Annotated in this window: 15 protein-coding genes; 11 read left to right on the forward strand and 4 right to left on the reverse strand. The window is 37.1% G+C overall.

The annotated features are described in order from the left end of the window. Window positions 1-41 precede the first annotated feature (41 nt). Window positions 42-1187, forward strand: a complete 1146-nt coding sequence (locus EDD61_RS02430; protein WP_008979562.1) for an amidohydrolase — start codon at window positions 42-44, stop codon at window positions 1185-1187. Window positions 1188-1444: 257 nt separating this feature from the next. Here the strand turns inward: EDD61_RS02430 and EDD61_RS02435 are convergent, their stop codons facing one another. Then, entirely contained in the window at window positions 1445-1912 is a 468-nt protein-coding gene (locus EDD61_RS02435) for a transcription factor (RefSeq protein WP_008689111.1), read from the reverse strand. A 79-nt stretch (window positions 1913-1991) separates the two neighbouring features. After that, entirely contained in the window at window positions 1992-2876 is an 885-nt protein-coding gene (locus EDD61_RS02440; RefSeq protein ID WP_008689109.1) for a LysR family transcriptional regulator, read from the reverse strand. 100 nt (window positions 2877-2976) lie between these two features. Here EDD61_RS02440 and EDD61_RS02445 point away from each other — a divergent pair, with 100 nt between their 5' ends. The 6 genes from EDD61_RS02445 (at window position 2977) to EDD61_RS02470 (ending at window position 7816) form a co-directional block, all read left to right on the forward strand. Continuing rightward, a complete protein-coding gene (locus EDD61_RS02445) occupies window positions 2977-3543 on the forward strand; it encodes a chromate transporter (protein WP_008689107.1) in 567 nt (188 codons plus the stop codon). Continuing rightward, window positions 3540-4103 carry a chromate transporter gene (locus tag EDD61_RS02450; protein ID WP_008689105.1) on the forward strand — a complete coding sequence of 188 codons (564 nt, stop codon included), beginning with the start codon at window positions 3540-3542 and terminating at the stop codon, window positions 4101-4103. Before EDD61_RS02445 ends, EDD61_RS02450 begins: the two co-directional genes overlap by 4 nt. Before the next feature lie 145 nt (window positions 4104-4248). Then, complete coding sequence (locus tag EDD61_RS02455) at window positions 4249-4572, forward strand: hypothetical protein (protein WP_008689103.1); 324 nt, start codon at window positions 4249-4251, stop codon at window positions 4570-4572. 133 nt (window positions 4573-4705) lie between these two features. Beyond that, entirely contained in the window at window positions 4706-5425 is a 720-nt protein-coding gene (locus EDD61_RS02460; protein ID WP_008689101.1) for a polyphosphate polymerase domain-containing protein, read from the forward strand. Beyond that, window positions 5407-6081: a DUF4956 domain-containing protein gene (locus EDD61_RS02465; protein WP_132223751.1), complete on the forward strand. Its 675-nt coding sequence runs from the start codon at window positions 5407-5409 to the stop codon at window positions 6079-6081. The genes EDD61_RS02460 and EDD61_RS02465 overlap by 19 nt, the downstream gene beginning before the upstream one ends. Beyond that, complete coding sequence (locus EDD61_RS02470; protein ID WP_132223754.1) at window positions 6071-7816, forward strand: carbohydrate-binding domain-containing protein; 1746 nt, start codon at window positions 6071-6073, stop codon at window positions 7814-7816. The genes EDD61_RS02465 and EDD61_RS02470 overlap by 11 nt, the downstream gene beginning before the upstream one ends. Before the next feature lie 49 nt (window positions 7817-7865). On the opposite strand, the gene EDD61_RS02475 is transcribed toward EDD61_RS02470, so the two are convergent. After that, window positions 7866-8324 carry a GNAT family N-acetyltransferase gene (locus EDD61_RS02475; protein WP_132223757.1) on the reverse strand — a complete coding sequence of 153 codons (459 nt, stop codon included), beginning with the start codon at window positions 8322-8324 and terminating at the stop codon, window positions 7866-7868. Between the two features lie 17 nt (window positions 8325-8341). Further along, the gene (locus tag EDD61_RS02480; RefSeq protein WP_132223760.1) at window positions 8342-9700 is read right to left on the reverse strand and encodes a CCA tRNA nucleotidyltransferase; all 1359 of its coding nucleotides are present in this window, start codon (window positions 9698-9700) and stop codon (window positions 8342-8344) included. Window positions 9701-9756: 56 nt separating this feature from the next. On the opposite strand from EDD61_RS02480, the gene mnmM reads away from it, so the two are divergent. From mnmM to EDD61_RS02500, 4 genes are all read left to right on the forward strand, one after another. Continuing rightward, the gene (gene mnmM / locus EDD61_RS02485; protein ID WP_132223763.1) at window positions 9757-10320 is read left to right on the forward strand and encodes a tRNA 5-(aminomethyl)-2-thiouridylate-methyltransferase MnmM; all 564 of its coding nucleotides are present in this window, start codon (window positions 9757-9759) and stop codon (window positions 10318-10320) included. Next, complete coding sequence (locus EDD61_RS02490; protein WP_132223766.1) at window positions 10317-10955, forward strand: HAD family hydrolase; 639 nt, start codon at window positions 10317-10319, stop codon at window positions 10953-10955. Before mnmM ends, EDD61_RS02490 begins: the two co-directional genes overlap by 4 nt. A 176-nt stretch (window positions 10956-11131) precedes the next feature. Next, window positions 11132-11671: a flavodoxin family protein gene (locus EDD61_RS02495; RefSeq protein ID WP_132223769.1), complete on the forward strand. Its 540-nt coding sequence runs from the start codon at window positions 11132-11134 to the stop codon at window positions 11669-11671. A gap of 126 nt (window positions 11672-11797) precedes the next feature. Further along, window positions 11798-12343 carry a type IV toxin-antitoxin system AbiEi family antitoxin domain-containing protein gene (locus EDD61_RS02500; RefSeq protein ID WP_207900956.1) on the forward strand — a complete coding sequence of 182 codons (546 nt, stop codon included), beginning with the start codon at window positions 11798-11800 and terminating at the stop codon, window positions 12341-12343. Window positions 12344-12360: the final 17 nt, after the last annotated feature.

Below are 12360 nucleotides of genomic sequence, written 5' to 3' on the forward strand. Positions count from 1 at the left end.
TTAGGGTAATAAATAAGTTATAAATAAAAGGAGAATGGATAATGTTATTAAAAAATGCACAGATTTATACAATGGAAGAAGAACAGGTCATAAAAGGCGATATCTTAATTCAAAATGGGCGAATTGCGGCAATTGGGCATGTGGAAACGGAAGATGAAGTATGCATTGATTTGAATGGAAAACGCGTTTACCCGGGAATGGTAGAAGCTCATTGTCATTTAGGTATGGAAGAAAGTGCCATTCGCAGTGAAGGTAATGATGTAAATGAGAGCAGTGATCCTATCACACCGCAGGTAAGAGGCATTGATGGCTGCTATCCGTTGGATGAAACGATTGTAAATGCACGTAATGCCGGTATTACAACAGTAGCAGCTGGTCCTGGAAGTGCCAATGTCATTGGTGGAACCTTTGTTGCATATAAGACGTATGGTGTCAGCATGGATGAAATGGCAATTAAAAATCCGGTCGCTATGAAATGTGCTTTTGGTGAAAATCCAAAACGTGTGTATCAGGATTCTCGTATCAAAACACGAATGAACGTAGCTGCTTTATTAAGAGAAACCTTATTTAAGACCAAGGAATATCTTGCAAGAAAAGAAGCAGCACAAGGGGATATCACGAAGATGCCTGCTTTTGATATGAAACTAGAAGCGATGATTCCGGTGATTCAGGGGGAACTGCCTTTAAAATGCCATGCCCATCGCTGTGATGATATCTTAACTGTTTTAAGAATTGCGAAAGAATTTGATATTAAGGTGACTTTGGATCATTGTACGGATGGGGAAATAATTAAGAAACAAATAAAAGACAGCGGTTTTGCGGCAATTGTTGGACCTTCCTTAACCCACAAATCAAAATATGAGTTAGCTAATAAATCTTTTAAAACACCTTATGAATTATATAAAGAAGGTATTCTGATTGCGATAACTACGGATTCTCCGGTAGTACCTCAGGAATATTTGCCATTGTGTGCAGGATTGGCGATGAAAGAAGGATTACCGGAAATAGAAGCAGTCAAGGCGATTACCATTAATGCAGCAAAAATATTAGGCTTGGATGAGCGCATTGGCAGCTTAAAGGTTGGTAAGGATGCAGATATGGTAATATGTGATGGTTCTATATTGGATCCGCAAACAACGGTATACCATACCATTATTGATGGGGAAATCGTTTATTCCAAGGCATAAGAAAGAACAGCAAGTAGAACTGTTATTACTTTACGTATTTGAGAGAATCACAGTATTTGAAAAATACATATCAATTTTGGAAGATGTTTTATTGTATTGATGATGTCAAAAGAACTATTTGTGAATGGGCTCATGAAGGGTAAATAACAAGCAAAAAGTGTAGATGATATAGGAAAAAAGAAGATTACAAGCTATTACATCATCAATTAAATAGCTTTGCTAATCTTCTTTTGCTTTGTCTCTTATTATCTTTCTTGTTATGAAGAAGCTTGTAGGGTGTTACTTAATACTTCTTTCCATTCTTTTAATTTCGGTGCGGTGATTTTAATCACATTTGCTTCTTTCGTTTCAACAATCAAAGCTTTTCCCAACAGACCGAATTTTCCATCACGTACTTCCTTTATCATTGTAATAGGAACCGAAACTACACCATAATTACTTGTAATTTTATTCATGATGGAAGCAGTGAGAACCGTGGAACGATTAAAACCCTCTAATTTTTCCGGTATGACAAGAAAGCGCTGATTCGTAAGTATGATCGTCGCATTTGCACTCATTTTTCCAAAAAATTGCTTATCCTCCATAGTATAAGTGCCTGGCGAATTTCTTATAATCTTTTCACTGTTTACCTTTATTAAATCAGTACCGCATACAGGACAATAGATGATTTCATCATTGGTATCATCAAGGGTGTATGCACAAATGGGACATGTAGTTGTTTTCATAAAGTATAAGACCTCCTATTTTCATTTTGTTTTATCACATTTTTAAGTATACCATAGGATACAGGCAGTATGAATATCATTATTGTAAGGTTGTTACCTGTAAAGCAATGTTGATGAAATCCTGCATGGCAGGAGTAACATATTTATTGTGATGATAGATAATGAAATATTTACGCTGCAGATTAATGTCTTCTACATACAGACGCTGGATGGATTGGTTTTGTAAGTCTTCTTTCACCATCTGATAGGGCAATATGGAAATGCCAAAGCCTCGTTGCACTCCTTTTACCAAAGCTCTGGTACTGGCACTTTCCCAAATAGGAGTGACATTCATATTGTAAAGCTGTAGGATAGAATCAATGACAGCTCTGGTACCACTGCTGCGTTCTCTTAACAAAAAAGGTTCTTGCAAGAGATCCGCAAAACTTAAATGTTCATGTTTGGTAAACGGATGCTCATTGGCACATAAGATGACCAGCTCATCTTGAAAGAAAGGTAATTTTTCTATGGATGGATGTGTTGGGATACCTTCTACCATTGCTAGATCTAATTCATTGTTTAAGATCTTACTTTCCAGCATAGCGCTTGTTTCAATTAAAACCTGACAGTTTCGTTTTGGATAATTTTGTTGATATTGGGCAAGAAAATCACATAGAAAAGAGTTCGCTATGGTGATACTAGAGCCAATATGCAATGGTTCATATTCACTGACACTTTGAATGGATTCCTCCATTTCATTGAATAAAGAGGTGATATGTGTTGCATACTTTAAAAGGCGTTCACCTTGTTCTGTGATATAAAGCTTGCGTGATATACGATCAAACAAGGTGATTTGATAGTATTCTTCCAATTCGCGAATGGCTAAGGATACGCTAGGCTGTGCAATGTGGAGCATAGCAGCAGCTTTTGTAACGCTGCCACATCTACAAACAGCCGCAAAGATGCGTAAGTGTCGCAATGTCATAAAAAAGCCCCTTTCATAATAAAATCTTATAAACTATATATGATAATACTATTTTCATTATAAACTAAGAAAGCATATAATAGAAGCAGAAGGTGATGGAATGGAAAGAAATTTTACTTTATATAGAAAATTGTTTACCTCAACATTTTATTTGAGTGCATTCACATTTGGTGGCGGTTATGTCATAGTTCCTTTGATGCGTAAGGAATTTGTGGAAAAGCTGAAATGGATTGATGAGAAAGAAATGATGGACATGGTAGCAATCGCCCAGTCCAGTCCTGGAGCGTTAGCAGTAAATGCATCTGTCATTATCGGATATCGCTGTGGTGGTGTCTTAGGGGCACTTGTTACTGTTTTTGGAACAATCTTACCGCCTTTGATCATTCTTTCTGTAATTTCTTATTTTTATGAGGCCTTTGTATCCATTAAATGGATTCAGATCATGTTATTTGGTATGCAGGCAGGTGTTGCGGCTGTTATTTGCGATGTTGTTTGGACGATGGCAAAAGAAGTGGCGTCACAACCTCAGAAAATTTATATTGCCGTCATGTTAATAGCTTTTTTTGCGAATGTGGTATTGCATCTGCATTTGTTAATTATCATCATTGGCTGTGGAATTCTTGGTTTTCTAATTGAACGTTATGCGAAAAGGAGGCCAATTCAATGATTTATTTACAGTTATTGTTAAGCTTTTTACAGATCGGCTTGCTTAGTATTGGCGGTGGATATGCAGCTTTGCCAATCATCCAAAGTCAGGTTGTTGATTTACATCATTGGATCACGATGCGTGAGTTTGCGGATATTTTAACGATCTCACAAATGACGCCTGGTCCTATCGCTATCAATGGTGCTACGTTTGTCGGTACGAAAATAGCGGGCTTGCCCGGTGCTATCGTGGCAAGTGTCGGTGTGGTAATTCCTAGTTTCATCATTGTTTTAACCCTGGCATTTATCTATTATAAATATCGTCAGTTGGATACCATACAAGCGGTCTTAAAAGGCTTAAGACCAGCAGTTGTTGCCTTGATCGCCAGTGCAGGTTTATCATTAGCAATGTCAGCTTTCTGGCCGGATGGAAAAATGCAGTTAGCAACCATCAGCTGGGAAAGTGTTGGCTTGTTTGCTGTTGCTTTCTTTATCTTGCGCAAGTATAAAAAAAGTCCGATCGTCGTTATGTTTTTATGTGGTGTAGGTGCTGTACTACTTTCATTTTTTGGCATAAGTTAAGCATAAAGCTATTTAGAAGACTATTTATAGGAACGATAAGTTTATGACCTAAAGTAAATAAAAACTTTAGGTATTTTTTTATTGTTACATAGATATTGTCACAAAGTATTCTAAAATGAAACTATCAGAAAGGATGGCGATAGTTATGAAAGGTTTTCAGATACATACAAAAGCAGTACGAATGGAAGAGCATTTACAACAGGCGATGCGCATACGCACAGATATACAAATAAAGGAGCTAACAGATATTACGATGATCTATGATCGTCCGATTCAATTATGCGGTGATGTTTTAACGGTTTTAGAAAATCGGATAGACGATCCAAATGAGTTGGCAACGATACAAGATATCAAAAGGAAGTATTGTCGTTACCATAGCTATATTTTATCACAGCTGGATGAAGAAACCTTAGATGCTCTTTGTGAGGATCTAGCAAAACTTAGTAAGACGAATACGACGAAAGCATGACATCATGCTTTTTTTCATAGTTGTGTTGAAAGAAGCAAAAAGAACAAATGCAAACAGTATTTTCACATAATCTTCAGACAACAGCCATCTTTACATCGCTAAACTTCGATATGCTTAAGTGGAGGTGATGAGAATGAAACAACAGACGATTCAACGGGTAGAAAAGAAATATGTATTATCAACAGCTGTTTATGAAACGATCTTTACGCAGATAGCACCCTATCTTATGAAGGATATATATCCAACCAGTCATATTTATAATTTATATCTAGATGGAGATGATTATCATATGATTACAACTTCTATGCAGAAGCCGTTATATAAAGAAAAATTACGGTTGCGTAGTTATGCACCAATGAGCTTAAAAGATAATAGTATGGTTTTTCTGGAAATAAAGAAAAAATATAGACAAACCGTATGTAAGCGACGGTTAGAACTGCCTTTGCAGGAAGCCATGTATATGCTAGAACGACATGATCGAAAGGATTCACAGATTGCACGTGAATTGTGTTATGCACTAGCCTTTCATGCAGCTTTACCTAAAGTATATATCGCCTACGATCGATGCTCTTATGTAGGTAAGCAAGAACCAGGATTACGCATTACATTTGACAAACACATCAGAGGACGCATGCATAAGTTAAATTTACAGGATGAAGAAGGGACATTTCCTTTATTTGAAAAAGATCAAGTGCTGATGGAAATCAAAGCATGTGGAAGTTATCCCTTTTGGTTGGTAGAGGCTTTATCTAAGCTGCAGATTTATCCAACTTCTTTTTCTAAAGTTGCCAATATCGTAATGAAGGAAGCAAAACAGAAAGGTGGAAGACAAACATGTTTACAAGCATTTTAACAGATTTAAGTGAAGGATTAACGATAGGACAGGGAGTTATCTGTACCTTTAGTGCACTAGGTTTAGGCATTTTGATTGCTTTAGTTTATCGTATACAGCATGTGGCTTCGCGTAATTTTATGTTAACGCTGGCTATTTTACCTTCCTTGGTCCAGTTTGTTATCATGATGGTAAATGGAAATCTAGGTACTGGTGTTGCAGTTGTAGGAGCCTTTTCTTTGGTTCGTTTTCGATCAGTGCCTGGCAGCAGCCGTGAGATTACCTTTATCTTCTTTGCGATGTCCATCGGCTTAGCCATCGGTATGGGCTTTGTTAGTTTTGCTTTTTTTATGAGTTTATTGATATCTATATTTTCCATCGCTTTACAAAAAATCCCTTTATTAAAGCCATTCACGCAGTTTAAAGAATTAAAGATCGTCATTCCTGAAGATTTAGATTACACAGAAGTTTTTACGGATATTTTAGCAACGTATACGAAGAAACAAGAGTTAATACGGGTAAAGACCATGCAGTTAGGCTCCATGATTGAATTGCTATATGAGATAGAATTAAAGGATAGCATGATGGAAAAAGAAATGATTGACGCGATTCGGGTTAGAAATGGGAATTTAAGCGTAATCTGTGCAAGAAGACAGGTGAATGTAGATGAACTATAGAACAAAGAAAACCTTTTTATGTATCATGATGATATTATGCTTGAGTGGTTGTACACAATCACAAGAAGCAACAACGAAAAAAACAACATCCGCCACTAAAGAAACGACAACAAAGAAAAGCAGCTTAGATGTCTTTAAGGAAAATGATTATTACAGCGATTATCAAACGGAAGAAACAACGACCATTGCATTATCTTCCCAAACCACAGATGTCAAGATTACAAGTGCTGGTTGTTATGTTTTAGAAGGAAGTTTACAGAAGCACAGTATCATCGTAGATGCCAAGGAGAATGATGTAGTGCGTATTGTATTACAGAATGCTAGCATACAAAGTGCTTCTACAGCACCTATTTATGTAAAAAAGGCAAAGAAGGTCATACTATCCTTACCACAAGGAACTAAAAATAGTATAACTGACACGGATAGCTATGAAGTCAATATAGATAAAGAACCGACGGCAGCCATCTTTAGCAAGGCTGATTTGACCATCAATGGCAGTGGCGAATTACAGGTGAATGCCTCATATAAAAATGGTATTCAAAGCAAAGATAAACTGAAATTGCTAGATGCAAACTTACAGATAAGTGCAGCTAATGATGCAGTAAAAGGAAAAGATGCATTGTATATTTGCGATGGCACATATACGATCAAAGCAAATAAAGATGGAATCGTGACGACGAATCAGGAAAAAGGTGCCATGATCCTTGAAAAAGGAACTTTTCATATCACAGCAAAGCAAGATGGCATTCAGGCAGCTACGACCTTACGTATCTTAAATGGAACGTACACGATTGTAAGTGGTGAAGGAAGTGTTAATGAAGTGGCACAGAATCAGCAGCCTTGGGGTGATTTTAAGGATCATGAGGAGACAGATGAAAAAAGCAGTAAAGGTATGAAGAGTGGAAAAGCGATGCTTATTGAAAATGGTAGTTTCTCTATCAATGCCCATGATGATGCAATTCATAGCAATACGACAATACAAATAAAAAAAGGAACATTTACTTTAAAGAGTGATGATGATGGTATCCATGCGGATCAAAAGCTTACAATCGAGGATGGTACGCTCCAGGTGAAACAAAGCTATGAAGGCTTGGAAGCCTTACATATCGTTATTAAAGGTGGTAAAATTTCAGTATGTGCCAGCGATGATGGAATAAATGCAGCAGGAGAAGGCAATCCAGTATTGGAGATTTTCGGTGGTTATACGTATGTCGATGCTTATGGTGATGGTGTGGATAGCAATCAGGATATCGTAATGGAAGATGGTATGTTGCTTATCATGGGACCTGATACTGGCGGGAATGGTGCTTTGGATTATGATGGCCGTTTTCAAATGAATGGTGGAACACTTATTGCCTTAGGTAGTAGTGGCATGGCAATGGCTCCATCTAGCGATAGTAAACAAAACAGTGTAATGCTTAATGTCGATGCTTCATTAGCGGCAGGAAAAGCCATATATTTAGAGGATGCTGATGGAAAGTTTGTGATAGGTGCAGTTCCTACGCGTACGATACAATCCATTGTTATTAGCTCTTCTGATATAAAGAAAAACGCTGTTTATCAAATCATGACAAATGGTACGGCAAATAAAAAGCGTGATATCATGGCAACGAATGCAACAAATGGTGACAAGCTTACCAGTTTAACGATAGAAGAAACCATTACCACTTATGGAAACAGTGGTATGATGGGAAAGCCCAGTGGTGGTATGCCTCCAAGGGGCGGAAGACCATAAAAAAGCAGATAATAAAAAAGGAAATAGAAAAAGCTGATAAACAGCTTCATTACGAAAATAGATTTAATTTATAAATATCACAATGATCTATATGATCAATAAAACGGAAATGGTTTTTAAGGGCTATGCGCTTTGTTGATTCCTGTTCTGGAACACATTCAATAACTAAGTTTTTCCTTTTTTGCTTAGCATCGCATAGCATAGCTTCTGTCAATTCTTGTGCATAACCTTTTCGCCATTCTGTTTTATACAATACCCACCCTATTTCATAACTGCTTTCATCATACGGGTGATAGATGATGTATCCGATAAAATTTCCACACATATCTTCTACTGCGAAGATAAGCGGATGTTTGTGTAAACCTGCTTCTTGTAAAAACTGATCTGTTCTTTTTAAGGTATATGGTTTTTCTAAATACCGCATAACCTCTTTATCGGAAAGTAATTTAAATAAATCCGCAAGATCATCTGGTTGAAATCTTCGGATATGTAATCTCTTAGTTTTCATAAGCATCTCCTATGCATTCACAAACGAGTAAGAAATTCTGTTTCAATATATCTTTCTAAAATATCTTTTTCATTGCGTGATGGCTCCTCCAACACCCACTCATAAACCGCTTTTAATACATCGCCAATGGCTTTACCTTGAAAGCCAAGCTGTATGAGATCATGGCCATTAATCGCCAAATCTTTCATGCTTAGCATATCTTTCTCTTTTTCCATGATTGACAAAAGTCTTTGGCAGTTTTTTATAATGACGATTTTTTCATCAGATTTTGTTCGATTTTTTGCCATATCATCTGCAAGCTGGATATCTAGAGCCTGTTTTGCCAAGGTGAAGTCATTGTGAAAATGAGCAACAAAGCGTCGTAAAGTAGAGCGCTTTTCATGCACATAGTAATCATGATAGCGAATAAACAGACATACGGTTTCAATCGTTTTGTTGTCGTACTTTAAAGCTTTCATTTGCTCATATGCGATTTGTTCACTGACATAAGCATGCTTTTTGTAATGCGCAATGCCGTTATCATCAAAGCTTTCACAAGCAGGTTTGCCCCAATCATGAAAAATAATAGCAAGCTTACTTTCTAAGGGATATCCTTTGGTATGATTTAAAGCGATATCGGTGTGCTGAAACACATCGTAAATATGCCAAGGTGTTTTTTGTTCATGCCCATACAAAGCACTATAGCCTGGTAAGATTTCATCCAGTACATGGAAGTCGTATAACAGCTGTAAGGTATTTGCTTTTTCTCCCATTAACAAACGATTGAATTCTTCTCGAATACGCTCCTTGGAAACATAATGTAATAAGTTATGATTTTGCTGTATGGCTTTTCCGCACGCTTTATCAAGTGTGAAATCAAGGACACAGGAAAAGCGTAAGGCACGAAGCATACGCAAGGCATCTTCTTGAAACCGCGTGGTAGCATCACCTACGCAACGTATGCGTTTTTGTGCAATATCTTGCGCTCCATGAAAGGGATCGTAAAGGCCATAGGTAGGATCATAAGCAATGGCATTCATGGTGAAATCGCGACGTTTTAAATCTTCTTTTAGATCCTTTGTGAAGATGATTGCGCTAGGATGGCGATGATCATGATAAGTTTGTTCTATCCGATAGGTCGTGATTTCCACAGGTTCTTTGTTTACTAAAACTGTTATGGTGCCATGCTTGATGCCTGTAGGAATCACTTGATAACCTTTTGCGGCAAAAATCTGCATGGTTTCTTGGGGTAGGGCGTTGGTGGTGATATCATAATCATGCGTTTTACGTTGCATTAGCATATCACGAACACAGCCGCCAACAAAATAAGCTTCATAGCCAGCTTCCTTTAATATGGTTAGAATCTTGATCATAGATGGTGGAATGTTATTTTTCATAGCTTTTACCTCAGGGTTATTATATAATGATATCGTTCAGGAAAAAAGGAGAAACAATGAAAAAAATAGTTGAAATGGCACATCAACTGATAGAAGAACATGTAGGTGAACATAGTATAGCAGTTGATTTTACGATGGGACAGGGCAATGATTTGCTGTTTCTTGCAGAACTCCCTGACGTAAAGATTGTTCATGGTTTTGATATTCAAGAGGAAGCTGTGAAGATGAGTGAAGAAAAGCTGAAAACAGCCGGACTTTTAGAAAAGGCAAAACTACATCTTGTTGGGCATGAGCATTGTGATGCGTTTCTTGATGGTTATGATATCGGAATTTTTAATTTTGGTTATTTACCCCATGGAGATGAAACCATTACCACGATGCTAGATACCAGTAAACTAGCGGTAGCAAAGGCTTTAAAGCTTTTACATAAACATGGCTTGTTAGTTTTGGTTGTGTATCCAGGACATGAACAGGGACAAAAAGAAAGTGCATATTTTAACAGCTGGTGTGAAGAATTGGATGGACATTGTTTCAATGTATTGCAGATGCGTATGGTGAATCGCAAACAAGCACCTTATATTTTAGCAATACAACGTATTAGGGAGGAAAAGAAGAAATGATAAAAGCAGTTATTTTTGATATGGATGGTGTGCTGGTGGATAGCGAACCAGAAAATTTAAGATTGTTAAAGGAGTTTATGGAAGGCTATAATGTGCATGCAGATGATGCATTTTTAGCTTCTTTAGTTGGCAGTTCTTATACCTTTACATGTGAGGAATGCATTCGTATCATGGAAAAGGATTGGAGCGTAAAAGAATTCAGTGAAATTTATGAAGCCTATGCGGCTGAGCATCCATTTCGTTATGGTGAAGTCGGCAATCCTTATGTAAAAGAAACCTTGGATTGGTTAAAAGAACATGGATATAAAACCGCAGTCGCAAGCAGCAGTTTCTTATCACAGATTGAAGAGATGGAGCAAGATTGTGGCTTGGATGGTTGTTTTGATGTGAAAATCAGTGGTGAGATGTTTGAAGAAAGCAAACCAAATCCGGAAATTTATTTGCATACGGCACAGGCTTTGGGAGTAAAACCAGCGGAATGTTTAGCCATCGAGGATTCTTCTTATGGTATCGAAGCGGCAAGACGTGCCGGAATGAAAGTCTTTGCGTATCGTGATGAACGCTACGGTGTTGATCAAAGCAAAGCAGACAGCATTATTGATGATATGCGTGATGTTGTAGCCTATTTGAAGTAAGTAGTGATAAATCAGGATTTAAGAAAACGTAGTATATTAGAGGATCGTGCATTGGGTATTGTCCTCTTTTTTTGGCTTATATGCTTTATAGGCATAGATTACTTTACCATTTAAGCATTTGTCTAGGATAGAAGTTGACTATATAATATGGATAAAGATACTATGGAGGTGTTTTAATGAAAAAAATCGTTATCTTATCAACAAGTCTTCGTCAAAACAGTAATTCAGATAGATTAGCAAAGGAATTCGCCAGAGGGGCTATCGAAGCGGGACATGAAGTTACCTATATTCGCCTGTTGGATAAAAATATCCATTTCTGTATCGGTTGTCTAGCTTGTCAGAAAAGTGGTGTCTGTGTGTTGCAAGATGATATGACATCTATTTTAGCGGCCATGAAAGCTGCAGATAGTATCGTATTTGCTACACCAACTTATTATTATGAGATGAGTGGGCAGATGAAAACCTTATTGGATCGCAGTAATCCACTATTTTCAGCGGAGTATCAATTCCGCGATATTTATTTACTAATGAGTGCTGCTGAAGAAGAGGAAGACATCATGGAGCGTACAATACAAAGTCTTGGTGGTTGGATCGAGTGTTTTGATAAAACGGTTTTAAAAGGTGTTGTACGAGGTGTTGGGGTTACCGATGTCAATGAGATGAAGGAAAAAGAGGAATTTTTGTTGCAGGCATATAAGCTAGGAAAGCAGGCATAAAGTGACTTGACTTTCATGCTTATTAAAGAATGTATTCGGATTTTTAAAGATGTTTTTTAATTCATAATGTCTTTCTTGTTTGATAAACCAAAAAGTCGCTGATATTTGTATTGAGTTATCATTTAAATCTTAACTACAGAACAAACGGTGAAACTCGGTTTTTCACGAATGTTGCTATCGCAATATGTGGAAAAAGGCCTTTTAGAACGAATTGGACATGGAGTTTACACAACACCACATACAATTATCGATGACATGTTTCTATTGCAGTGCAGGTCAGATAACATAATTTTTTCTCATGATACAGCATTGTTTTTAAATGGCTTATCTGATCGAACACCATTTATGCATATCATAACGATTCCTAGTAATACGTCTTTATCTAAAAGTATAAAAGAAGATTGTGTATGTTATTACATTAAACCCGAACTTCATAAGCTCGGTATGATTCAGGAAAAAACAACTTTTGGTAATACTGTAAATTGTTATAATGCGGAACGTACTGTATGTGACTTGCTTAGAAGTCGAAATCGGTGTGATGAGGAAACTGTTATCAGTGGAGTGAAAAATTATGCAAGGTATGCTGATAAGGACTTGAATCGTCTTTTTACATATGCTTCTATATTGCGAGTTGATAAAACACTAAAAAAATATCTTGAGGTGTTGTTATGACCGCAAAAGCAATGAAT

The organism is Longicatena caecimuris (assembly GCF_004341945.1).
Classification (GTDB): Bacteria; Bacillota_I; Bacilli_A; order Erysipelotrichales; family Erysipelotrichaceae; genus Longicatena; species Longicatena caecimuris.